The organism is Sulfitobacter sp. OXR-159, assembly GCF_034377145.1.
Classification (GTDB): domain Bacteria; phylum Pseudomonadota; class Alphaproteobacteria; order Rhodobacterales; family Rhodobacteraceae; genus Sulfitobacter.
Window position 1 is genome coordinate 363,071 of the sequence record NZ_CP139707.1, and the last position, 20,790, is coordinate 383,860.

25 protein-coding genes are annotated in these 20,790 nt (G+C 64.0%); 12 read left to right on the forward strand and 13 right to left on the reverse strand.

The features are described from left to right. Nucleotides 1-42: 42 nt before the first annotated feature. The 5 genes from T8A63_RS01720 (at nt 43) to T8A63_RS01740 (ending at nt 4,429) form a co-directional block, all read left to right on the forward strand. Nucleotides 43-291, forward strand: a complete 249-nt coding sequence (locus tag T8A63_RS01720; protein WP_067628965.1) for a (2Fe-2S)-binding protein — start codon at nt 43-45, stop codon at nt 289-291. Further along, entirely contained in the window at nt 288-773 is a 486-nt protein-coding gene (bfr, locus tag T8A63_RS01725; RefSeq protein WP_067628967.1) for a bacterioferritin, read from the forward strand. The genes T8A63_RS01720 and bfr overlap by 4 nt, the downstream gene beginning before the upstream one ends. A 70-nt stretch (nt 774-843) precedes the next feature. Beyond that, on the forward strand, nt 844-2,367 hold the full coding sequence (locus T8A63_RS01730) for a di-heme oxidoredictase family protein (protein ID WP_322345646.1): 1,524 nt from the start codon (nt 844-846) through the stop codon (nt 2,365-2,367). Continuing rightward, complete coding sequence (locus T8A63_RS01735) at nt 2,367-3,353, forward strand: imelysin family protein (protein ID WP_322344814.1); 987 nt, start codon at nt 2,367-2,369, stop codon at nt 3,351-3,353. The genes T8A63_RS01730 and T8A63_RS01735 overlap by 1 nt, the downstream gene beginning before the upstream one ends. Further along, nucleotides 3,353-4,429, forward strand: coding sequence for a DUF1513 domain-containing protein (locus T8A63_RS01740; protein WP_322344815.1), 1,077 nt, complete (start codon nt 3,353-3,355; stop codon nt 4,427-4,429). The genes T8A63_RS01735 and T8A63_RS01740 overlap by 1 nt, the downstream gene beginning before the upstream one ends. A gap of 29 nt (nt 4,430-4,458) precedes the next feature. Here the strand turns inward: T8A63_RS01740 and map are convergent, their stop codons facing one another. Both map and sfsA read right to left on the reverse strand, forming a co-directional pair. Continuing rightward, nucleotides 4,459-5,289 (reverse strand): type I methionyl aminopeptidase, encoded by an 831-nt coding sequence (gene map / locus T8A63_RS01745; protein ID WP_322344816.1) that lies wholly within the window; start codon nt 5,287-5,289, stop codon nt 4,459-4,461. A gap of 51 nt (nt 5,290-5,340) precedes the next feature. Continuing rightward, nucleotides 5,341-6,048 carry a DNA/RNA nuclease SfsA gene (sfsA, locus tag T8A63_RS01750; protein WP_322344817.1) on the reverse strand — a complete coding sequence of 236 codons (708 nt, stop codon included), beginning with the start codon at nt 6,046-6,048 and terminating at the stop codon, nt 5,341-5,343. Nucleotides 6,049-6,096: 48 nt separating this feature from the next. On the opposite strand from sfsA, the gene T8A63_RS01755 reads away from it, so the two are divergent. From T8A63_RS01755 to T8A63_RS01770, 4 genes are read left to right on the forward strand one after another with little or no spacing between them, the layout of a single operon-like run. Beyond that, nucleotides 6,097-6,816 carry a competence/damage-inducible protein A gene (locus T8A63_RS01755; protein ID WP_322344818.1) on the forward strand — a complete coding sequence of 240 codons (720 nt, stop codon included), beginning with the start codon at nt 6,097-6,099 and terminating at the stop codon, nt 6,814-6,816. Beyond that, nucleotides 6,813-7,529, forward strand: coding sequence for a GNAT family N-acetyltransferase (locus T8A63_RS01760; protein WP_322344819.1), 717 nt, complete (start codon nt 6,813-6,815; stop codon nt 7,527-7,529). The genes T8A63_RS01755 and T8A63_RS01760 overlap by 4 nt, the downstream gene beginning before the upstream one ends. An 11-nt stretch (nt 7,530-7,540) precedes the next feature. Continuing rightward, nucleotides 7,541-8,110 (forward strand): peroxidase-related enzyme, encoded by a 570-nt coding sequence (locus T8A63_RS01765; protein ID WP_322344820.1) that lies wholly within the window; start codon nt 7,541-7,543, stop codon nt 8,108-8,110. Continuing rightward, nucleotides 8,107-9,060 (forward strand): OmpA family protein, encoded by a 954-nt coding sequence (locus T8A63_RS01770; RefSeq protein ID WP_322344821.1) that lies wholly within the window; start codon nt 8,107-8,109, stop codon nt 9,058-9,060. The genes T8A63_RS01765 and T8A63_RS01770 overlap by 4 nt, the downstream gene beginning before the upstream one ends. Before the next feature lies 1 nt (nt 9,061). Here the strand turns inward: T8A63_RS01770 and T8A63_RS01775 are convergent, their stop codons facing one another. Continuing rightward, nucleotides 9,062-9,493 (reverse strand): Lrp/AsnC family transcriptional regulator, encoded by a 432-nt coding sequence (locus T8A63_RS01775; RefSeq protein WP_007118685.1) that lies wholly within the window; start codon nt 9,491-9,493, stop codon nt 9,062-9,064. 124 nt (nt 9,494-9,617) lie between these two features. On the opposite strand from T8A63_RS01775, the gene T8A63_RS01780 reads away from it, so the two are divergent. Further along, a complete protein-coding gene (locus T8A63_RS01780) occupies nt 9,618-10,859 on the forward strand; it encodes an MFS transporter (RefSeq protein ID WP_322344822.1) in 1,242 nt (413 codons plus the stop codon). Here T8A63_RS01780 and T8A63_RS01785 read toward each other — a convergent pair. The 6 genes from T8A63_RS01785 to mbfA are packed head-to-tail and all read right to left on the reverse strand — an operon-like array spanning nt 10,856 to nt 15,697. Beyond that, nucleotides 10,856-11,770, reverse strand: a complete 915-nt coding sequence (locus T8A63_RS01785) for an ornithine cyclodeaminase family protein (RefSeq protein ID WP_322344823.1) — start codon at nt 11,768-11,770, stop codon at nt 10,856-10,858. The two genes, T8A63_RS01780 and T8A63_RS01785, sit on opposite strands and share 4 nt — an antisense overlap. Then, nucleotides 11,767-12,387 carry an HAD family phosphatase gene (locus T8A63_RS01790; RefSeq protein ID WP_322344824.1) on the reverse strand — a complete coding sequence of 207 codons (621 nt, stop codon included), beginning with the start codon at nt 12,385-12,387 and terminating at the stop codon, nt 11,767-11,769. The genes T8A63_RS01785 and T8A63_RS01790 overlap by 4 nt, the downstream gene beginning before the upstream one ends. A 32-nt stretch (nt 12,388-12,419) precedes the next feature. Beyond that, nucleotides 12,420-12,872, reverse strand: a complete 453-nt coding sequence (locus T8A63_RS01795; protein WP_067622176.1) for a YaiI/YqxD family protein — start codon at nt 12,870-12,872, stop codon at nt 12,420-12,422. A gap of 3 nt (nt 12,873-12,875) precedes the next feature. Then, the gene (gene fghA / locus T8A63_RS01800) at nt 12,876-13,709 is read right to left on the reverse strand and encodes an S-formylglutathione hydrolase (RefSeq protein ID WP_322344825.1); all 834 of its coding nucleotides are present in this window, start codon (nt 13,707-13,709) and stop codon (nt 12,876-12,878) included. Nucleotides 13,710-13,737: 28 nt separating this feature from the next. Next, nucleotides 13,738-14,667, reverse strand: a complete 930-nt coding sequence (locus T8A63_RS01805; protein WP_322344826.1) for an AEC family transporter — start codon at nt 14,665-14,667, stop codon at nt 13,738-13,740. A 55-nt stretch (nt 14,668-14,722) separates the two neighbouring features. Further along, on the reverse strand, nt 14,723-15,697 hold the full coding sequence (mbfA, locus tag T8A63_RS01810; protein ID WP_322344827.1) for an iron exporter MbfA: 975 nt from the start codon (nt 15,695-15,697) through the stop codon (nt 14,723-14,725). 155 nt (nt 15,698-15,852) lie between these two features. Here mbfA and T8A63_RS01815 point away from each other — a divergent pair, with 155 nt between their 5' ends. Continuing rightward, nucleotides 15,853-16,332, forward strand: a complete 480-nt coding sequence (locus tag T8A63_RS01815; protein ID WP_132444098.1) for an I78 family peptidase inhibitor — start codon at nt 15,853-15,855, stop codon at nt 16,330-16,332. 14 nt (nt 16,333-16,346) lie between these two features. Here T8A63_RS01815 and paaK read toward each other — a convergent pair whose 3' ends face one another. Beyond that, on the reverse strand, nt 16,347-17,657 hold the full coding sequence (paaK, locus tag T8A63_RS01820) for a phenylacetate--CoA ligase PaaK (RefSeq protein WP_322344828.1): 1,311 nt from the start codon (nt 17,655-17,657) through the stop codon (nt 16,347-16,349). Continuing rightward, the gene (gene paaI / locus T8A63_RS01825; protein WP_322344829.1) at nt 17,657-18,094 is read right to left on the reverse strand and encodes a hydroxyphenylacetyl-CoA thioesterase PaaI; all 438 of its coding nucleotides are present in this window, start codon (nt 18,092-18,094) and stop codon (nt 17,657-17,659) included. Before paaI ends, paaK begins: the two co-directional genes overlap by 1 nt. Before the next feature lie 130 nt (nt 18,095-18,224). On the opposite strand from paaI, the gene T8A63_RS01830 reads away from it, so the two are divergent. Beyond that, nucleotides 18,225-18,572: a DUF2794 domain-containing protein gene (locus tag T8A63_RS01830; protein ID WP_067622201.1), complete on the forward strand. Its 348-nt coding sequence runs from the start codon at nt 18,225-18,227 to the stop codon at nt 18,570-18,572. On the opposite strand, the gene T8A63_RS01835 is transcribed toward T8A63_RS01830, so the two are convergent. Next, entirely contained in the window at nt 18,569-19,351 is a 783-nt protein-coding gene (locus tag T8A63_RS01835) for a C40 family peptidase (protein WP_322344830.1), read from the reverse strand. The genes T8A63_RS01830 and T8A63_RS01835 overlap by 4 nt on opposite strands. Continuing rightward, nucleotides 19,348-20,730: a leucyl aminopeptidase family protein gene (locus tag T8A63_RS01840; RefSeq protein WP_322344831.1), complete on the reverse strand. Its 1,383-nt coding sequence runs from the start codon at nt 20,728-20,730 to the stop codon at nt 19,348-19,350. Before T8A63_RS01840 ends, T8A63_RS01835 begins: the two co-directional genes overlap by 4 nt. Between the last annotated feature and the right edge of the window lie 60 nt (nt 20,731-20,790).

A 20,790-nucleotide genomic window follows, 5' to 3' on the forward strand; every position in this document is an offset into this window, starting at 1 on the left:
CCGCTGCGGCGGCCCGGGGCCAGCCAAGGAATACGCAAAACCATGATTGTTTGTCACTGTCAGAACATCACCGATCGCGACATCAACAATGCCATCGACTGGATGCGCGCCTCCGATGCGCGCACGGTCATTACTGCGGGCAAAATCTACCGTGCCTTGGGCAAAGCAGCCGATTGTGGCGGTTGCATGCCTCTGTTCTTGTCTACCATGCGCGGAAATGGCAACTTTTCCGTGCCTGTGCTGACAACCACTCTAAGTCAGGCAAAACCAAACAAGGAGACAGGTTCATGAAGGGCGACGACAAGGTCATCGAATATCTCAACGCAGCATTGCGCAGCGAATTGACAGCCGTGAGCCAGTACTGGCTGCATTACCGGCTGCAAGAAGACTGGGGCTATGGTCGGCTTGCCGATAAATCGCGCGAGGAAAGCATCGAAGAGATGAACCACGCCGACAAGCTGATCGAACGGATCATCTTCCTTGAAGGGCACCCCAACCTGCAAAAGCTGGACGCGCTGCGCATCGGTGAAACGGTCAAGGAATGTCTTGAGTCCGATCTGGCCGCCGAACATGAGGCCCGCACCCTGTACATTGAGGCGCGCAATCACTGCGATCAGGTGGGCGATTACGTCTCAAAGAACCTGTTCGAGGAATTGATTGCCGACGAGGAAGGGCATATCGACTTCCTCGAAACGCAATTGTCGCTTCAGGCCGAACTGGGCGAGGCCGTCTATGGCCAGCTTCAAGCCAAGCCGACAGACGACAGCAAGTAACTTCGAATGGCAGGCCCGGTTCTGGGCCTGCCGCTTATCCAAGGCATTCCACATGCGATTCCTCATTCCGATGCTCACGGTGGCCGCCGCGAGCATGGCCGCCGCCGCCCCGCAAGCACTGGAGGAACCGCATCTCAAGGTCATTCCCCGCACCGCCGAAGAGGCCGCCCGGATTGCCACAGTCACGGCCCCCGCGACAGAATTTGATAAGCCCGAGCCGTTTGAGACGAACCCGGCAGGGGCCGCCACAGTCAGCCCGCGCGGCAATGCCGATGCGTTTTCGCTGCCCTCGGGTAACATTCCTTTCGAGCGGGAGTTGGACTTTAAGGTCGGCAATGGTTTGTTCAAAAAACTCTGGGTGTCATCGCCGTCTTCGACGCTCGCGTCTGACGGGCTGGGGCCGCTTTTCAACGCGCGCTCTTGCCAGCGCTGCCACCTGAAAGACGGGCGCGGTCATCCGCCCGAGGGGCCTGAGGATGACGCGGTGTCGATGTTCCTGCGCATCTCGGTCCCCACCGCCCCCGAAGAGGCAATGAGCGAGATCGAGGCGTTCCTGCTTTCGGTGGGCGATACCACCCCGCGCACGCGGCCCGATCCGGTCTATGGCGGGCAATTGCAGGATTTCGGGGTGGCGGGGCATCCGGCGGAATACCGGCTGGGCCTGCGCTATGAAGAGGTGGAGGTCGCGCTCTCCGAGGGAGAGACCGCCAGCCTGCGCCGCCCGAGCTACAGTGCCGAAGACCTCGGGTATGGTCCCTTGGCCGATGGCGCGATGCTCAGCCCCCGTGTGGCCCCGCCGATGATCGGTTTGGGCTTGTTGGAGGCGATCCCGGCGGCGGATATCTTGGCACTGGCCGACCCCGAAGACGCCGACGGCGATGGCATCTCTGGTCGGGCGCAGATCGTCTGGTCCTTTGAGCACGCGCGCCCGATGCTGGGCCGTTTCGGCTGGAAATCCGGCGCGCCGACGATCCGCGAACAATCCGCCAGCGCCTTTGCGGGGGACATCGGCATTTCATCCCCCATCTTCGACGCAGCATGGGGCGATTGCACCACCGAACAGACCGCTTGCCGCGAGGCCCCGCATGGGGACGGTGACGCGCGCGGGACAGAGATTGACGCCGAAGGTCTTGATCTGGTGACCTTTTACAGCCGCAACCTTGCCGTGCCCGCCCGCCGCGATGTCGGCGCGCCTGAGGTGCTGCGCGGCAAGGCGGTGTTCCATGAGGTCGGCTGCACCTCTTGCCACCAGCCGAAATTCGTGACCGAACGGTTGGAGGACCAGCCCGAGCAGAGCTTCCAACTGATCTGGCCGATGACCGATCTTTTGCTCCATGACATGGGGGAAGGGCTGGCCGACGACCGTCCCGAGGGCCGCGCGAATGGTCGCGAATGGCGTACCGCGCCGCTCTGGGGCATCGGCTTGACCGAGCAGGTCAACGGGCATACCCAATTCCTGCACGACGGGCGCGCGCGGTCGCTGCTTGAAGCGGTGCTCTGGCACGGCGGCGAAGCACAGCCCGCCCGTGATGCCGTGGTGGAGATGCCCAAAGCCGACCGTGACGCCCTGATCCGCTATCTGGAGAGCCTTTGATGCGCAGCCTGCTGACCGCCACATTCCTTCTGACCGCCGCCCCCGCCCTCGCCGGGGTGGAGGAGGTGATCCAAGACCACGCGCTGCCCGGCACCGCCCGTTTTGCCTCTGCCACTGCGGCGCTCGACGCTGCAGCGCAGGCCAATTGCACCGACACGGCCCTGCGCCCGGCCTATCAAGAGGCTTTCGACGCATGGCTCGGCATCGCGCATCTGACCCTTGGCCCGTTGGAGGAAGACGGGCGCGGGCTGGCCATCGCCTTTTGGCCCGACACGCGCGGCATGGTGGGGCGCAGCGTGGCGAGACTGGTGGCCGAGGAAGACCCAATCGCGACAAGCGGGGAATACGCCGAAGTCTCCATCGCCGCGCGCGGGCTCTTTGCGCTGGAACGGCTGCTCTATGATGATGACTTCGCGGGCTACGAGGCTAACAGCTATAGCTGCGCACTGGCCCGCGCGATGGCGGCCGATCTGGCCGTGCTGGGGCGCGAGGTCGACACCGCATGGCGTGAGGATTTCGCCACGACGCTCAGCAGCGCCGGGGAGGCGGGGAACAGCCGTTTCCTCAGCCCGCGCGAGGCGTCACAGGCGCTTTACACCGCCCTCGCCACCGGGTTGGAGTTCGTCGCCGATCAACGTTTGGGCCGCCCAATGGGCAGTTTTGACGCCCCCAAACCGCAGGTGGCCGAGGCGCGCCGTTCGGGTCGCAGCCTGCGCAATGTGGTGTTATCGCTTGAAGCATTGCGGGACTTTGCGCGCACCCTGTCGGACCAGCCCACGCCTGAAACCGACGCCGCCTTTGACCGCGCGCTCATCGCCGCCCGCGGCTTGGAAGACCCGGTCTTTGCCGGGGTGGCCGATCCGATCAGCCGTATCCGGGTCGAGGCGCTGCAAAACGATGTGCGCGCCATTGCCGAGGCGGTGGGGGCAGAGATCGCCCCTGCGCTTGGCGTTTCCGTCGGGTTCAACTCGGCGGATGGCGATTGATGCCGTCGCGCCGCCACTTCCTTGCCGGTCTCGCCGCCGCGTCGAGCTTGCCGGCGATGGGTTGGGCCGCCGCTGGCAGCCCTGCCTACCTTGCCGCCGCGCGTGACCCTTCGGGGGCCTATGCGCTTTTCGGGCTGGACGGGACGGGCCACGACATTTTCCGCATTCCGCTGCCCGACCGGGGCCATGCCGCCGCCGCGCATCCCACGGCGCCGGAGGCCGTGGCCTTTGCCCGCCGTCCGGGGCGGTTTGCATTGGTGATCGACTGTGAAAAGGGCCGTGTGGCCCACCGGCTCGACGCGCCGGTGGGGCGGCATTTCTACGGGCATGGGGCGTTTTTGCAGGGCGGGGCCATCCTCGCCACCAGCGAGAACGAGATCGACACAGGCAAAGGGCGCATCGGACTGTGGTCCCGCGCAAAGGGCTATGCCCGGATCGGAGAGATCGCGTCAGGCGGGATCGGCCCGCATGAAATCCGCCGCAGGTCCGAGGATGTGCTGGTGGTGGCCAATGGCGGCATCCGCACCCATCCCGACAGCGGCCGGGAGAAGCTGAACATCGACGTGATGCGGCCCAACCTGTCCTATGTCAGTCTCTCGGGCGAAATGCTGGAGCAGGTCGAACTGCCGAATGACCTGCACAAGAACTCGATCCGTCATCTGGCCTTGGCACCAGACGGGCAGGTGGCTTTTGCGATGCAATGGCAAGGGGAGCCGGGTGACGGTGTGCCGCTGCTGGGGCTGCACCGGCGCGGGGAAGAGCCCATCTTGGCCGAGGCCGATCTGGCCGAGCAAATCGCGATGCAGGGCTACGCGGGCAGCGTGGCATTCGCGGCAGATGGCGGGGCGGTCGGTATCACCTCCCCCCGGGGCGGGCGCCTGCATCTGTTTGACAGCAAAGGTGCTTTCCTCGCCAGCCACCGCCGTGCCGATGTCTGCGGGCTGGCGCCGGGCCGCGGCGGCTTTGTCGCCACGGATGGGCTTGGCGGTATCCTGTCACTGCAAGAGGCTACGCTATCGCGGCTGACCACAGCCAGCCGCGCGTGGGACAACCATTTGGTCGCCATCGACGCATAGGCGTGCGGGGGCCGTGCCCCCGCAGCGTTTCAGTCGGTTTTATAAGTCGGGTGGAACAAGCCGCCGGGCGAGAGGGTGAAAATCTCCACACCATCTTCGGTCACGCCGACCGAATGCTCGAACTGCGCCGAGAGGGATTTGTCGCGGGTGACGGCGGTCCAGTCGTCGGCGAGGGTCTTGGTCTCGGCCCGACCAAGGTTCACCATCGGCTCAATGGTAAAGAACATGCCCGGCTCAAGCACAGCACCGGTGCCGGGGCGGCCATAGTGCAGCACGTTGGGCGGCGCGTGAAAGACCTGCCCCAGCCCGTGCCCGCAGAAATCGGTCACGACGGACATGCGGTGGACTTCGACAAATGTCTGGATGGCATGGCCGATGTCGCCAAAGGTATTGCCCGGCTTCACTGCCTCAATCCCGCGCATCAGGCTGTCGTGGGTCACGTTGATCAAACGCTCGGCCTTGCGCGAAAGCTTGCCCGCCACATACATCCGGCTGGTGTCGCCGAACCAGCCATCGACGATCACGGTCACGTCGATGTTCAGGATGTCGCCGTCTTTCAGCTTCTTGTCGCTAGGGATCCCGTGGCAAACCACATGGTTCACTGAGATGCAGCTCGCATGCTGATAGCCCTTGTAGCCGATCGTCGCGGATTTCGCACCGGCGGCGTTGACCTTCTCTTCGATCAGGCGGTCAAGCTCCCCGGTGGTCTGACCGGGGAAGACATGCTCTGCGATCTCGTCGAGGATCGTGGCGGCCAGACGGCCCGCCGCTTGCATCCCGGCGTGATCCGAAGGCTCGTAAATGCGAATGCCGTCGCGCGTCTGGCGGCCTCGGTGTGCGTTGTTCACCGCTCTCTCCATCCTTGTGTTCGCTCCTATTTAGCGTGGCTTTCCGGCAAGGGCCAGTGCAGCTCAGCCCGCAAAGGGGATCGGTTGCGCCAGTGTGACGGCTTGGGGCGTGATATGGGTGCCGATGGCGTAGATTTCCAGCCCCGCCGCCCGCGCGGCTTGGGACGCGGCGGCGTAGGTCGGGTCGATATCGGCGGCAAGGGTCATCTGCGTGCAATCGGTGCGTTGCACCAGATAGAGCAGCACGGCGCGGTGCCCGGCCTGCGCCATCCGCGCCAGTTCGCCCAGATGTTTCGCCCCGCGTGTGGTGACGCTGTCGGGGAATTCGGCCAGACCCGTTTCGCGTGAGAGGGTGACCGATTTCACCTCGACATAGGCATCGGGCAGGCCATCACCGCGCAGCAGAAAGTCGATGCGGGAGTTTTCGCCGTATTTCACCTCCGGTCGTACCTCGGCATAGGCGGCCAGTGGCGTCACCTCACCCGCGATCAGCGCCGCTTTCATCGCACGGTTGGGCAGGGCGGTGTCGACGCCGGTGAAATGGCCGTTCTCATGGTCCACCAACCGCCAGCCGTAGTTCAGCTTTTTCTTCGGATCGTCGTTCGGCTCCAGCCAAATCCGGCTGCCCGGTTCCGCCAGCCCCATCATCGAGCCGGGGTTGGCGCAATGGGCGATCACTTCCTCGCCCGTATCTTCCAGCCTGCAATCGGCCAGAAAGCGTTTGTAGCGGCGGATCAGCCGGGCGGGGACAAGTTGGGTTTGAAAGCGCATGAGGCGCGGCCTATACCGAAGGGACGCCATCCTCAAGGAGCCGCCCCCATGTCAAACCCCACCGCCGCGATGATCGTGATCGGCGACGAAATCCTCTCGGGCCGGACCCGCGACAGCAATATGCATCACCTTGCGGGAGAGTTGACGAAAGTGGGGATCGACCTCAAGGAGGTGCGCGTGGTGTCGGATGATCATGGCGCGATCATCGCCGCCGTGCAGGCGCTGTCATCGGCCTATACCCATGTCTTCACCTCGGGCGGCATCGGGCCCACGCATGATGATATTACCGCCGATTGCATCGCCGCCGCCTTTAACCGTGATATCGACGTGCGCGACGATGCGCGCGAGATACTGGCCGAACACTACGCCCGCGCGGGCACCCAGATGAACAACGCCCGCCTGCGCATGGCGCGTATTCCTGAGGGCGCCGCGCTGATCGAAAACCCGGTCTCTGCCGCGCCGGGCTTTGTGGTTGAGAACGTGCATGTCATGGCCGGGGTGCCGACGGTCTTTCAGGCGATGGTTGCCAGCGTCCTGCCGGGGCTCATAGGCGGCCAACCCCTGATCAGTGAGACCCTGCGCATCGACCGGGGCGAGGGCGATATCGCCGGGCCTTTGGGGGCGCTGGCCGAGGAATACCCGCATCTGTCGATGGGCAGCTACCCGTTTCAAAAGGACGGTGTCTTTGGTGCGCATGTGGTGATCCGGGGCAGCGATCCGGGGATGGTCGAAGCGGCGATGGTCAAGCTCAAGGCTGCCTTCGCATGAGCGAGGCGCAGGCGTTTTTCGACGCGGGCGACGCGACATGGCCCGCCGCGCGGCGGTTTGATCACGGGCCATGGACCCTGCGCGAAGGGCAGGGCGGCGGGAAACGGGTCTCGGCGGCGACAGCGCGTGGGGCGATCTCCGATACCGATATTCCGGCTGCCGAAGCGGCGATGCGCAAGATGGAGCAGCGCCCGCTTTTCATGGTCCGCGCGGGTGAAGATGAACTCGACGCGCTGCTGGCCGCGCGGGGCTACGAGGTGGTCGACCCGGTCACGGTGCTGAGCGCGCCGATTACCCGGCTGACAGATGTGCCGATGCCCCCGGTCACCGCCTTTTGCATTTGGGAGCCGCTGGCGATCATGGCCGAGGTCTGGGCCGCCGGAGGGGTCGGCCCTGCGCGTCTTGCCGTGATGGACCGCGCCGCGACCAAAACAGGCATCCTTGCGCGCTGGAACGAGAAACCCGCAGGCGTGGCCTTTGCCGGGGTGCACGAGGACATCTGCATGGTGCACGCCGTCGAAGTGCTGCCGCATCAACAGCGCCAAGGCGTGGCCACTTGGATCATGCGCGCCGCCGCCCATTGGGGGCAGGCCCAAGGGGCTAAGCGGCTTTCGGTGCTCTGCGTGGATACGAATGCCCGCGCGCAGGCGCTTTACGCCAAACTGGGCTTTGCCCCGGTCGGGCACTATCATTACCGTCAATGCACTGAGTAAAGGATAAGACCATGGCCAACGACACGCCCACCGCCCTTGATCTGCCAATGGTCGATCCGCTGCCCGAAGCGACGCAGAAATATTTCGACATCTGTCAGGAAAAGCTCGGAATGGTGCCGAATGTCCTGCGGGCCTATGCCTTTGACATCGACAAGCTGAACGCTTTTGCGGGCATGTATAACGATCTGATGCTGGGTGACAGTGCACTCAGCAAGCTTGAGCGTGAGATGATCGCGGTGGCGGTGTCTTCGGTCAACAAATGCTACTACTGCCTTGTGGCCCATGGCGCAGCGGTGCGCGAAATGTCGGGCGATCCGCAATTGGGCGAGGCGCTGGTGATGAACTACCGTGTGGTCAAGATCACCGCCAAACAACGCGCCATGCTGGATTTCGCGGTAAAGCTGACCGAGGCGAGCGCCAAGATCGAAGAGGCCGACCGTCAGGCGCTGCGCGATGCGGGGTTCACTGACCGGGATATCTTTGACATCGCCAGTGTGGCCGGGTTCTTCAACATGACCAACCGGGTGGCCAGTGCCACCGACATGCGCCCGAACGACGATTACCACGCGCAGGCGCGATGAGCCGGGCGGGGGTTGCTGCGGCTCTAATCGGGGTGCTGCTGGCGGCCCCGGCGGCGGCACTTGAGCTGGCGCTGCCCAGCACCGCGCGCCTGACGGCAGAGCGTAACACCGCGCCGGACCGCTTTGCGGCGCCGGTCGGGGTCTATGCCGAAGGGCAGGTGGCGCGGGTCAATGTAGATGGCAGCGTGCGCCGCGCTGCGTGGCGGATGGACACGCCGGGGCTGACCGCCTTGCAGGTGATGCGCCCGCTGCGGCGACAGCTGGGCGAAGCGGGATTTGACATCGTGCTCGACTGTGCCGCGCGGGAATGCGGCGGGTTCGATTTCCGCTTTGCCGTGGAGGTGCTGCCGGGGCCGAACATGTATGTGAACCTGCGGGCTTTCCACTTCATCACCGCCCTGCGCCGGGGCGAGGACGGAACGCCGACCGAGGCGATCAGCATCCTTGCCAGCACGGCGGCGACCTCGGCCTATGTGCAGATCATCCAAGCCCGAAGCGGCGATGCGCCCGAAGGGGAAAGCACCCCCATCACGCCAGAGGCGACTGCCGAGGTGCCGCTTGCCACTGCGACGGGCGATTTCGCAGAAACCCTGAAGGTCGACGGCCATCTGGTGCTCAACCGGCTGGAGTTCGAGACCGGCACCTCTGCGCTTGGTCCCGGCCCCTTTGCCACGCTTGAGCGGCTGGCCGAGTTGCTCAAGGCCGAGCCGGATCTGCGCATCGCGCTGGTCGGGCATACCGACGCGGTGGGCAGTCTGGACGCCAACACCGCCCTGTCGCGCAGACGGGCCGAGGCGGTGCGGGACCGATTGGTGCAGAGCTATGACGTAGCCCCCGGCCGGGTCGAGGCGCAGGGTGCCGGCTATCTCGCGCCGCGGGCCAGCAACCTAACCGAAGCGGGCCGCGAGCAGAACCGCCGGGTTGAGGTGGTGGTGCTCTCTGCCGAGTAGGCTATTTCGTGACCGTCATCTGGGTGGCCAGCAGCAGGTTCGTCTCGCTGGAACTCACCCCCTGAATGCGGCGGATTTGGCCCAGCACGCTGTCCAACTCTTCGACGGTTTCGGTCCCCGTTTCGACGATCAAATCCCATTTGCCATTGGTCGCATGGATCGCCTGCACGGCGGGCATGCCCGCGAGGATACGCTTGATCCGGTCGGTGCCCGCCCCTTCGATGGCCAAGAGCGTATGGCCTCGGATCGGGCTGTGGCGCATGTCTTCTTTCAGGATCAGCGTAAAGCCCAAGATCGCGCCGGAACTGACCAGACGTTCGACCCGCGCCCGGACCGTCACCCGCGACAGACCCGTGGTGGCCGCCAGCGCGGAATAGGACATGCGTGCGTCGCGCCGCAGTTCTGCGATGATCTTATTGTCGATCTCGTCCATGGGGGATCCCGTTCGCTTTGTTGAATAGGGTTTACGGCAGCGCGGGCAAGCTGGCCAGCCTTTGGGGATGCGCAATTGACGGCGGCGGGGAAACTCATAATCTGCCGCGGAAAGGATTTCCTCCATGCAAAGCCGCGCGCCCCTGTTCACCCCGGTCCTGATGGTCGGTTGTATCATCATCATGGTCAGCTTTGCCGTGCGGGCCTCTTTCGGTGTCTTCCAGATTCCGATTGCCGAAGAATTCGCATGGGCGCGCAGCGAGTTTTCCCTCGCCATCGCGATCCAGAACCTCGCCTGGGGCATCGGTCAGCCGATCTTTGGGGCGCTGGCGGAAAAGATTGGCGACCGAAAGGCGATCATCATCGGAGCGGTCGTCTATGCCGTGGGTCTGCTGCTCTCGGCCAATTCCGCCTCACCGATTGAGCATCAGACCTATGCGTGGCTGGTGGGTTTTGGCATCGCGGGGACCGGGTTCGGCGTGATCTTGGCTGTGGTGGGCCGCGCCGCGTCGGACGACAACCGCTCCATGTCGCTGGCGATTGCCACGGCGGCGGGCAGTGCGGGACAGGTCTTTGGCGCGCCGGTGGCGGAGTGGATGCTCAGCTTCATGTCTTGGCAGATGACCTTTGTCAGTTTCGCGGGGGTGATCCTTGCGATGCTGCTGACCCTGCCGATGATGCGCGCGCCTGCGATGGCCAGCCGCGCCGAGCTTGAGGAGTCGATGGGCCAAATTCTCGGCAAAGCCTTCCGCGATCCGTCCTATACGCTGATTTTTCTGGGCTTCTTTTCCTGCGGGTATCAACTCGCCTTCATCACCGCGCATTTCCCGGCCTTCGTGACCGAGATGTGCGGCCCAATCTTGGCCGGGGGTGTGCTGCACAACATCGGCATCACCACCACCTCGGCGCTTGGCGCGGTGGCGATCTCGCTCATCGGGCTCGCCAATATCGCGGGCACCTTGCTGGCGGGCTGGGCGGGCAAGCGTTATTCCAAAAAGTACCTGCTGGCGGGGATTTACGTTGGGCGCACGGTGATCGCAGCGGCCTTTATCATGTTTCCGATCACCCCGGTGACGGTGATCCTATTCTCGGTCGGCATGGGCGCGCTTTGGCTGGCGACGGTGCCGCTCACGTCGGGTCTCGTCGCGCATATCTACGGACTGCGCTATATGGGCACGCTTTATGGGATCGTCTTTTTCAGCCACCAGTTGGGCAGCTTCCTCGGCGTGTGGCTGGGTGGACGGATGTATGACATCTATGGCAGCTACACCGGCGTCTGGTGGGTCGGTGTGGCCGTGGGGGCGTTTAGCGCCATCGTGCACCTGCCGATCCGCGAGAAACGGTTGGAGGGGCTGGTGACCGCTTAACGCGCCCGCCAGCGCTCAAGGATGTGGCGCGCGGTCATCAGGTCCAAATGCGCGCCGCCGCCGTTCTTGAACAGGGTAATTTCATCGTCGCTTTGGCGGGTGAAAACCTCAAGGTCGTAGTAATCCGCGATCAGATGGTCGCGGGTGAGGGTGCCTGCCTCAAGCGGAATGTTGATTTCGCCGATATGGCCGATCGTGGTGTCGAAGCTGTCGACAAAGACCCGCGACCGCAGCAGCGCCGTGTCGTCGACCTCGCGCATGTCGGGGCGGTAGGCACCGATGAGGTCGATATGCTGGCCGGGTTGCAGCCAGTCGCCCATGATTAGCGGGTCGGTCGACATGGTGGCGGAGGTCACGATATCGGCGGCGCGCACCGCCTGCTCCAGATCGGTCGCTACGTTGATCTTTAGCTCAGCCGCCATGGCTTCTGCGTTCTTCGCGGTACGGTTCCAGACCGTGATACGGGCCTGCGGGAAGGCGGCGGAATAGGCGGCGTGCAGGGCGCGGCCTTGGGTGCCCGCGCCGACGATCAGGATGTTCTCGCTGTCGGGTCGCGCCAGCCGCCGCGCGGCCAGCAGGCTGTCACCAGCGGTTTTCCATTTGGTGACGAGGTGGAAATCCACGATCGCGGCGAGCGTGCCGGTTTCGTCATCAAAGAGGGACACGCCGCCGTTGACCATCGGTACCTCGCGGTCGGGATTGCCGGGGAAGATCGTGGCGGATTTCACCGCAATGCCCAGCCCGTCGATCCATGCCGCGCGGCTGAGCAGCGTGTCCTTGCCGCGATAGAGGAAAGTGTCGCCAATCTCGGCCTTGGGCAGGTCATGGCCCGTGGCCAGCGCATCGGTGAGCGCAATCCAGTCCAGTAGCGCCTCGCCTTCGTCGAAAGAGATATTGGGGATCACGGTCATGTGGCTTCCTCCCGGCCCAGCAGCCCGGCGTGAACGAGCCGGTCGGCCCATCCCTGTGACCCGGTAAAGTGATGCGTCTGCCAGCCGCGCGCGGCGGCGGCGGCGATATTGTCGGCGCGGTCGTCGGTGAACAGTAGCGCTTCGGGCGGCAGCCCGCTGCCCTGCTCCACGGCTTCATAAATCGACGGCGCGGGTTTGATCATGCCAAGGTGGCCGGAAATGAAATCACGGTCGAATTCACGCAGGAAGGGGTAGTGGGTCGCGGCTAGATCATAGCTTTGGATGCCAAAATTGGTGAGCGAGAAGACCGGCACGCCGCGCGCCTGGAGTGCTTTCATCAGCCGCAGGGAGTGGTCGATCACCGGGGCGGCCATGTCGATCCAGCGGTCATGCCAGAGGCGGATTTCATCGCGCCAGTCGGGCGTCGCCTCGGCCATGGCATAGATCGTGTCGCGGAAGTTTTCGCCGCTGTCGACGCGGTCGTTCATGCCGTGCAGATCGACGGCATCGAACATGGCGCGGCGGCGGTCTGCGCCGATGACGCTGTCGTAGAAGCGTTCGGGTTGCCATTCGATCAATACGTTGCCGATGTCGAAAACGACCGCCTGAGGTGTCATATCACTTGCCCTATCAATTCCTAAACGCGGGGCTAACCCCGCGCTGCCGCGCGCAATTCCCGCTCCAATGCCTCTAGGAAGCGGGAGCGATCGGCCTTTGTAAACCCCTTGCCGCCGCCTTGGCGAAAGGGGTCGGCGGCGCGCAGGTCGGTCATCAGATCGCGGGTGGCCAGCACGTTGCCGATGTTGGCCTGTGTCAGCGCTTCGCCGTTGTGTTTCAGCACCCGCGCCCCGGCCTCGACGCATTTGGCGGCCAGTGGGATATCCCCCGTCACCACCACATCCCCCTTGCCGCAGCGGTCAGCGATCCACATGTCGGCGATGTCGGGCCCATCAGGGACGATCACCACCTCGACCAGCGGGTTTTGCGACATGCGCAGGCCCCCGTTCGAGACGAGGAACATCTTGACCTTATGGCGGGTCGCCACCCGCTCGGCTTCGGCTTTGACGGGGCAGGCGTCGGCGTCGATATAGAGCGCGGTCATCGGTCAGCCCGCATAGAGCGCGTCGGCGTGGAAGGCGACGTGATCTTCCATAAAACTCGCCACGAAGAAATAGCTGTGGTCATAGCCCGGCTGCATGCGGAAGCTGCCTTGCTGGCGTTTGGCGGCCATGGCCTCGGCCAATGCTTCGGGTTTCAGCAGGTCGAGGAACTGGTCGCTGCCGCCTTGGTCGATCAGGATCGGCCCGTCGAAACCCTTTTCGCGCATCAGCAGGGTGCTGTCGTGTTTTGCCCAAGTGCTTTCATCCGTGCCCAGATAGGCGCTGAGTTGCTTCTTGCCCCAATCGCTCGACGTAGGGTGGGTGATCGGCGCAAAGGCCGAGACCGAGAGGAACCGCCCCGGCAGGTTCATTGCCAGCGTCAGCGCGCCGTGGCCGCCCATCGAATGCCCGGTGATGCCTTGGCGCTCCATATCGAGGGCGAAGTTTTCACCGATCAGGCCGGGCAGTTCCTCGGCCAGATAGTCCCACATCTGGTAGTGTTTGGCCCAAGGCTCCTGCGTGGCGTTCACATAGAACCCCGCGCCTTTGCCGAGGTCGTAAGCGTCATCATCCGCCACATCCTCGCCCCGCGGGGAGGTATCGGGGAAGACGACAGCGATGCCATGTTCCGCCGCCCAAAGCTGCGCGCCCGCCTTGGTCATCGCGTTCTCATGGGTGCAGGTCAGGCCCGAGAGATACCACAGCACCGGCACCGGGCCGTCTTGTGCTTCGGCGGGCAGGAAGAGGCCAAAGGTCATGTCGCAGCCGCAGGCGTCGGAGTTGTGGGAGTAAACCCCCTGCGTGCCACCGAAACAGGCGTTTTCCGAGATGGTTTTCATGGCAGCGTTCCTTTCGAACTTGAATGTGTCACAGGGCCGAGACCCAGCCTACGACAAGGCTGACGGTCACGATACTGACTGTGGTTGAGACGAGAATGGCGGCAGAGACCCGCTGAGGGGCGACGCCGTAGTGTTGGGCGAGCATATAGACATTGCCCGCGACCGGCAGGGAGGCCGTGGCGATGATAACCCCGGCTTTGTAGGGATCGACGCCGAAAAGAAACAGCGCACCAAAGGCCACGAAAAGCGGGTGCAGCACGAGTTTGCAAAAGGTCAGCCAGCCTGCGATCTCAATCCGCTCGGCGGATTTGGAAGCCAGCGAAGCGCCGATGGCAAAGAGCGCCCCGGGGGTGGCAGCCCCGCCGAGGATGGCGAGGAATTCGTTCAGCGGCACGGGGATCGGGATGCCGAAGCCCGACCAGAGGAACCCCAAGGTGATGGCGACGATCATCGGGTTTTTCAGCAGCCCCAGTCCCACGATCTTGAGCGTCGCCAGCCGCAACTGCCCCTCGCGGGAGCCGGTGATCAGGATCACGATGAGGCTGGAAAAGATGATCATGTCGACGGTCAGCGCCAGCAGCACGGGGCCGATCGCCTCTGGCCCCAGAAGCAGCGTCAGCATCGGCACGCCCAGAAACCCGGTGTTGCCGATCACGGCGCATTGCGCCTCGATCCCGTTGGTCGCCACATCCAGCCGGCGTAGGAAGCCGACGAGGCTGGCGATAGCATAGACGAAGGCCGTGCCCCAAAGATAGGCGGCGACAAGGCGGCTGTCCCAAACCTCGGCCAGTGAGAGATTGGCGGAAAAGCGGAACAGCATCGCCGAGAGGGCGAAATAGAAAACGAATTTGGTGAGATAGGCCGTCGCTTCGGCTGAGAAAAACCGCGTGCGCCCGGCCCAGTAGCCAAGGCCGATCAGCGCAAAGAACGGCAGGGTTTTCAGGAAGATCGCGACCATGGGTCAAGCATTAGCCAGCCCGCCCTTGGGGTGCAATGGGGCATGGCTCTTTGCCTTAACCTGACCCGATCAGCACCCCAGCGGCAAAGACCAATGCGCCGCCCAGCACCACCTGGAACGCGGCGCGAAAGAAGGGTGTTTCCATGAACTTATTCTGGATCCACGCAATGGCCCAAAGCTCTACAAAGACGACGATGATCGCGACGACAGTGGCGGTCCAGAAGTCGGTGATCAGGTAGGGCAGCGCGTGGCCCAGCCCGCCCACGGTGGTCATCACGCCCGAGGCTACCCCGCGTTTGATTGGAGAGCCGCGGCCCGACAGTTCCCCATCGTCCGATGCCGCCTCGGTGAAGCCCATTGAGATGCCCGCCCCGACGCTCGCCGCAAGGCCGACGAGGAAGGTCGTCCAAGTGTTATGGGTGGCAAATGCGGTGGCGAAGATGGGGGCGAGGGTAGAGACTGACCCGTCCATCAGCCCCGCCAGCCCCGGCTGGACCCATGTCAGCAAAAACTGCCGATGCGCGCGGCTGTCTTCGTCGCTGCGGCTGTCGGTGTTAAGGTGTTTCTCGGTCAAATCCTGCGCGCTGCCGTGGTGGCCTGCCTCGGCGGCGGCCAGATCACCTAACAACTGCCGTGTCGCCGCGTCTGACGTGCGCGCGGCGGCGGCAAGGTAGAACCGTTCAGCGTCCTGTTCCATCGCGGCGGCCTCTTGCCGGATACGCTCTAGCGACAGGTTCTCGATCAGCCAGACCGGGCGCCGGGCGTAGTAGCCAGAAACATGCTCGCGCCGGATGAGGGGGATGACCTCTCCAAAACGGCTCCGGTGCAGGTCAATCAAACGGCGGCGGTGTTCATTCTCCTCCTCGGCCATCCCGTCAAAGATGGCGGCGCTGTCGGGGTATGCCTCGCGCAGCCTTTCGGCATAGTCGCGGTAGATGCGCGCGTCGTCCTCTTCGGAGGAGATGGCCAGTGCCAGCACCTCTTGTTCGCTCAGGTCTTTGAAACGTTTGCGGTTGAGGGAAAATCGCATCGAGAAGGCTCCGTGTTCTGGCCCTCACAGTAGGGCCATCGGCGGGTTCCAGCAAATGCAAAGCGCCTTGCCCTTGGCGGCGCGCGTGATGGACCTACCTGTTGCGGGATGGTCGGCCCTTGCTCCGACGCCACGCGAATAACGAGGTTTGGAACATGAGATTAGTTTTCTTGGCACCCCTATTGGTGGCGGGCTGCGCCGAAGTGGCGACAGCGCCGGTGCAAAACCCCATTCCGGCCCCGGTTGCGCCGAGGGGGCAGATTACGCCACCGGCGGCCACAACAACACCGCCCACACAGACCGCGCCACGCCCCGCACGGACGGAAGCGCGCGCCTCCACGACCAAGCCCAAGCCCCTGCCCAATTCGGTGATCGACGCGGTGAACGAGCCGTCTAGTAACTCTAGCAGTTCCAGCACGCCTACAGCGCCCACGCCTGCCAAGCCACTGGCGGAATCCTGCAAAGAAGGCAGCTGGTGGGGTCTGATTGGCCGTCCCCGCGCGGCGGCAAACATCGTGTCCGAGCCCAAGCGCGTCTATACCGAGGGCGACCCGGTGACGATGGATGCCAACCCCAACCGCACCAACATCGTGTTGGACGCGGAAGGGAAAATCGCCAAGGTCACCTGCGGCTAGGCTAGGTTTTCGGTCTAGCCCTTCGGACGCTTGTCGAGAATGCGCACGGCTTTGCCCTCTGACCGGGCAACGCCGCCTACGTCCATGACCTCGACCTTGATCGAGATGCCAACGGTTTGCTTGATCTGCGCCGAGAGCGCTTTGATCGCGGTGGCACGGGCGTCGGGGGTCACGCTGGCATCCGCGCATTCGCAGAGCACGCGCATCTGATCCATCCGGTCGGGCCGCGACAGTTCGATCTGGAAATGCGGGGCAAGCCCCGGCGTGGCCATCAGCGCTTCTTCGATCTGGGTGGGGAAGACGTTGACGCCGCGCAGGATGATCATGTCGTCGCTGCGGCCCGTCACCTTCTCCATCCGCCGCATGGAGCGCGCGGTGCCCGCTAGCAACCGGGTCAGGTCGCGGGTGCGGTAGCGGATGATCGGAAAGGCTTGCTTGGTGAGGGAGGTGAACACCAGCTCGCCCATTTCACCATCTTCGACCGGGGCACCTGTTTCGGGGTTAATGATCTCGGGGTAGAAGTGATCCTCCCAGATGTGCAGCCCGTCCTTGGTCTCCACACATTCCATCGACACGCCCGGCCCCATGACTTCGCTGAGGCCGTAGATATCGACGGCATGCATGTCGAAGGCCTGTTCAATTTCCAGCCGCATGGCGTTGGTCCAAGGCTCAGCCCCGAAAATGCCCACCTCTAGCGAGGATTGGCGCGGGTCGATGCCTTGGTTGGCGAATTCATCCAAAATCGACAGCGCGTAGGAGGGTGTCACCGTGATGCCCTTGGGCTGAAAATCCTCGATCAGCCGCACTTGGCGTGGGGTCATCCCGCCCGAGATTGGCACGGTCGAGAGGCCAAGCGCATCTGCCCCAAGGTGAATGCCCAAGCCGCCAGTGAACAGCCCATAGCCATAGGCGTTGTGCAGCATGTCGCCCGGGCGCATCCCTGCCGCGCGCAGGGAACGGGCGACGACTTGGCCCCAGTTCGCCAGATCATCCTTGGTATAGCCCACCACCGTCGGCTGCCCGGTGGTGCCAGAAGATGCATGAATGCGCGCCACCTGATCGCGCGGCACGGCGAACATGCCAAAGGGGTAATTGTCGCGCAGATCGGTTTTGACGGTGAAAGGAAAGCGCGAGAGATCGGAAAGCTGTTTCAGATCGTCGGGATGCACGCCTGCATCGTCAAAGCTTTGCTTATAGAAAGGCACGTTGTCATAGGCGTGGCGCAGGGACCATTTCAGACGGTCCAATTGCAGGGCGCTGATCTCGTCCCGGCTGGCGATCTCAATCGGGTCGAGCGTGTCCTTCGCGGGGGTCAGGTCTTTCATCAGGTCGGCTCCTCCTCGGTAAATAGCTGGCCGTTGATGCTGCGGGAGAGCCCGCGAAACAGGGCCACGACACGGTCATCCTCGCCCGTGACGGTCACATCATAGATGCCCGACCGACCGCTGCGCGACACTTCGCGTGCGGCGGCGGTCAGCCGCTCCTCTGGCTGACCGGGGCTGAGATATGTGATCTGGTTCTGCTGGGCGACAGTGGTCTGGTTGTAGCTGTTGCAGGCAAAGGCAAAGGCGCTGTCGGCCAGCGTGAAGATAAAACCACCGTGGCAAATTCCGTGGCCGTTCAGCATGTCCGGGCGCACCGACATCGACAAAACCGCGCCGCCGGGGGTCACATCGTCGATGGTCATGCCCAATCCGGCAGAGGCGGAATCTTGGGCGAACATCACCTCGGCACATTTGCGGGCGCGGGCTTCTGGGGTCATTCCATTGGGCCTTTGTGTTTCATTTTTCAGATTGGTTGCACAATTCTGTAACGCTTTCAAGGAATTTAGAGCGGCGCATTCGACCATGTCAGGGCTTGATTTGGCCCCCATCAGGGTCAACTGTAAAGCCATGAGCATAGAGCCCCCATCGCCGATCACGGCTTTCGAGCGCCCCGCCGAACAGGTCGCATTCCACCGCACGGAACTGTCGCTGATCCTATCGCTTTATGGCCGGATGGTCGCCGCCGGAGAGTGGCGCGATTACGGGATTTCTCATCTCAAGGAGGTGGCGGTCTTTTCGGTTTTCCGACGCACGGCAGAGATACCGCTTTACCGGATCGAAAAGCGGCCAAAGCTGCGCAATCGGCAGGGCATGTATGCGGTGGTGGGCACCGGCGGGCAGGTGCTGCGCCGGGGCCATGACCTTAAAGCGGTGCTGCGGGTGCTGGAACGCAAGCTGATCCGGTCGGTGGATTAAACGCCGGGGCGGCGATGTGCCGTCACCGGGCCGTCACCGCCCGCTTCGATCCGGGCGATGGCATCGGTGATGTTTTCATAGCTCACTGCCATGGCGTGGGCATTGGCGTGGATCATCGTTTCGGCATCGACCACCAACGCAACATGGCCCTTCCAGAACAGCAGATCATTGCGCTGGTAGTCACCTTCGACCGGCCCGCCCACGGTCTTTTCCTGCTGGTCGCTGTCACCGGGGCAGGGGATTCCGCAGGCCAGCAGCGCCGCCTGCACGAGGCCCGAACAATCGATCCCCCAGCGGCTGTTGCCGCCCCAAAGGTAGGGTGTGCCGAGGAACAGCGCCGCGATCTGCGCGGGGTCGGCCTCGTGCCGATCGATGGGGGCAAGGTGGCCGCGCGGGATATGGCCCTGCGGGGTCTCGGCAAAATCCTTGGTCTCATCAATGACCGTGACGGGTGAGCCGAAACTGAGGCTCAGCAGGTCGGGCGATTTCAGATCGGCGCCAGTATAGGCATGGGTGGCAGGCACGCACACGCGATGCGTAGCCTTGCGCGGTATGCTCAGCGCGCGTTGCAGGACGTAGCCGCAATAGCCATCCTTCTCGGCCTGCACATAGGCCCAGCCCGAAGCTTCATGCAGCACGGTCAACGGCTCACCAAACAACACCTGCCGATCGCGTGGGCCGTCGGGACGGCGGAAGAGGTCTGCCACCGCCACCGCCACCTGCGCGGCGCGGCTTTGGCTCGCCAGCGCCGGGTCCGGGGTGAGACGTGGATCGCTCATGGCTTTAGCAGGGCTGGCAGCGCAGCATAGAGCGCGCGGGTGCCTTGGCCGGCGCCGCCTTTCGGGCGGGCGGGGGCGTCGGCGGGCTGCCAGCCGTAGATGTCAAAATGGGCATATTTGCTCTCGGTCACAAAGCGGCGCAGGAAAAGCGCTGCGGTGATCGACCCGGCAAAGCCGCCCTTGGGCGCGTTGTCGAGATCGGCAATACCGGGCTCGATCAGCGCCTCGTAAGCGTCATGGAAAGGCATCCGCCAGACCGGATCGGCAGACCCCGCAGCGGCGTCTTCCAAGGCCGAGACGAAAGCGGCATCGTCGCTGTAATAGGGCGCGAGGTCAGGCCCCACGGCGACTCGCGCGGCCCCGGTGAGCGTCGCCATCGAGATGATCTGATCCGGTTTGTCCTCATCCGCCAGCGCCAGCGCATCGGCCAATACCAGACGCCCTTCAGCGTCGGTGTTGTTAATTTCAACCGTCAGCCCCTTGCGCGAGGTCAGGATGTCACCGGGGCGGAAGGCATTGCCGGAGACCGAATTCTCCACCGCCGGGATCAGCACGCGCAGTTGCACCGCCATGCCGGTGGCCATGATCATATGCGCCAGCCCTAGCACGGCGGCGGCGCCGCCCATGTCCTTTTTCATCAGCGCCATCGACGCACCGGGCTTAAGGTTCAGCCCGCCGGTGTCGAAACAGACGCCTTTGCCCACCAGCGTCAGCTTTGGGCCTGTGTCGCCCCACGCCATATCGATCAATCGCGGCGCGCGGTCGGCGGCGCGGCCAACGGTGTGGATCATCGGCAGGTTGTTCTCTAGCAGCGCATCGCCAGTTGTGACGTCGATCTTCGCGCCATGCTGCTCGGCCAATTTGCGCGCGGCGGCTTCCAGGTCGGGCGGCCCCATGTCAGAGGCGGGGGTGTTGATCAGGTCGCGGGTCAGCATTTCACCCGTGGCCAGCGCCGCGATCTGCTCGGCGTCGATCCCTTCGGGCGCGACAAGACGGGCCGCCAGTGGGGTCTGATCGCGGTAGCGGTCAAAGCGGTAGCCTGCCAGCAGCCAGCCGAGCGCCTCATTCGCGGCTTGGCCCTCTGGCAGGCCGCTTTCAATTCGGTAGTCGCCCGCAGGCAGCTTTGCCGCTGCGGTGGCAAGGTGAAAGCGGCCCCTGCGGCGCGCGGCTTCGGTGCCGTAGCCCGCCAATGCCAGCGCGGGGGTGCCTTCCTCCCCCGGCACCACAAGCGCCTGCCCAAGAGCGCCCGCAAAACCGCTGGCCTTCACCCATGCCTGCACCGGGCCGGGCTGATCGGCAAGCCAGCCTTCAAGCGCGGCCTCGCTCAAGACATGAAGCGGCAGGGCGGCGGCGGAGGGGGCGGCGAATTCGGCGGACATGACAAACCTTTGCAAATCTGGATTTGCGCGCAGCCTACCTTTTCCATCGCCACCCGCAAG

Excerpts from the sequence above, each read along its gene's own strand:
- T8A63_RS01740 (WP_322344815.1), top strand. The coding sequence starts at position 3,353 with ATGCCGTCGCGCCGCCACTTCCTTGCCGGTCTCGCCGCCGCGTCGAGC.
- fghA (WP_322344825.1), bottom strand. The coding sequence starts at position 13,709 with ATGAAAACCATCTCGGAAAACGCCTGTTTCGGTGGCACGCAGGGGGTT.
- T8A63_RS01770 (WP_322344821.1), top strand. The coding sequence starts at position 8,107 with ATGAGCCGGGCGGGGGTTGCTGCGGCTCTAATCGGGGTGCTGCTGGCG.
- T8A63_RS01780 (WP_322344822.1), top strand. The coding sequence starts at position 9,618 with ATGCAAAGCCGCGCGCCCCTGTTCACCCCGGTCCTGATGGTCGGTTGT.
- T8A63_RS01735 (WP_322344814.1), top strand. The coding sequence starts at position 2,367 with ATGCGCAGCCTGCTGACCGCCACATTCCTTCTGACCGCCGCCCCCGCC.
- T8A63_RS01765 (WP_322344820.1), top strand. The coding sequence starts at position 7,541 with ATGGCCAACGACACGCCCACCGCCCTTGATCTGCCAATGGTCGATCCG.
- sfsA (WP_322344817.1), bottom strand. The coding sequence starts at position 6,048 with ATGCGCTTTCAAACCCAACTTGTCCCCGCCCGGCTGATCCGCCGCTAC.
- T8A63_RS01805 (WP_322344826.1), bottom strand. The coding sequence starts at position 14,667 with ATGGTCGCGATCTTCCTGAAAACCCTGCCGTTCTTTGCGCTGATCGGC.
- mbfA (WP_322344827.1), bottom strand. The coding sequence starts at position 15,697 with ATGCGATTTTCCCTCAACCGCAAACGTTTCAAAGACCTGAGCGAACAA.
- map (WP_322344816.1), bottom strand. The coding sequence starts at position 5,289 with ATGGAGAGAGCGGTGAACAACGCACACCGAGGCCGCCAGACGCGCGAC.
- T8A63_RS01775 (WP_007118685.1), bottom strand. The coding sequence starts at position 9,493 with ATGGACGAGATCGACAATAAGATCATCGCAGAACTGCGGCGCGACGCA.
- T8A63_RS01790 (WP_322344824.1), bottom strand. The coding sequence starts at position 12,387 with ATGACACCTCAGGCGGTCGTTTTCGACATCGGCAACGTATTGATCGAA.
- T8A63_RS01720 (WP_067628965.1), top strand. The coding sequence starts at position 43 with ATGATTGTTTGTCACTGTCAGAACATCACCGATCGCGACATCAACAAT.
- T8A63_RS01815 (WP_132444098.1), top strand. The coding sequence starts at position 15,853 with ATGAGATTAGTTTTCTTGGCACCCCTATTGGTGGCGGGCTGCGCCGAA.
- T8A63_RS01785 (WP_322344823.1), bottom strand. The coding sequence starts at position 11,770 with ATGACCGTGATCCCCAATATCTCTTTCGACGAAGGCGAGGCGCTACTG.
- T8A63_RS01835 (WP_322344830.1), bottom strand. The coding sequence starts at position 19,351 with ATGAGCGATCCACGTCTCACCCCGGACCCGGCGCTGGCGAGCCAAAGC.
- T8A63_RS01840 (WP_322344831.1), bottom strand. The coding sequence starts at position 20,730 with ATGTCCGCCGAATTCGCCGCCCCCTCCGCCGCCGCCCTGCCGCTTCAT.
- T8A63_RS01830 (WP_067622201.1), top strand. The coding sequence starts at position 18,225 with ATGAGCATAGAGCCCCCATCGCCGATCACGGCTTTCGAGCGCCCCGCC.
- T8A63_RS01760 (WP_322344819.1), top strand. The coding sequence starts at position 6,813 with ATGAGCGAGGCGCAGGCGTTTTTCGACGCGGGCGACGCGACATGGCCC.
- T8A63_RS01795 (WP_067622176.1), bottom strand. The coding sequence starts at position 12,872 with ATGACCGCGCTCTATATCGACGCCGACGCCTGCCCCGTCAAAGCCGAA.
- T8A63_RS01730 (WP_322345646.1), top strand. The coding sequence starts at position 844 with ATGCTCACGGTGGCCGCCGCGAGCATGGCCGCCGCCGCCCCGCAAGCA.
- T8A63_RS01755 (WP_322344818.1), top strand. The coding sequence starts at position 6,097 with ATGTCAAACCCCACCGCCGCGATGATCGTGATCGGCGACGAAATCCTC.
- paaK (WP_322344828.1), bottom strand. The coding sequence starts at position 17,657 with ATGAAAGACCTGACCCCCGCGAAGGACACGCTCGACCCGATTGAGATC.
- bfr (WP_067628967.1), top strand. The coding sequence starts at position 288 with ATGAAGGGCGACGACAAGGTCATCGAATATCTCAACGCAGCATTGCGC.
- paaI (WP_322344829.1), bottom strand. The coding sequence starts at position 18,094 with ATGACCCCAGAAGCCCGCGCCCGCAAATGTGCCGAGGTGATGTTCGCC.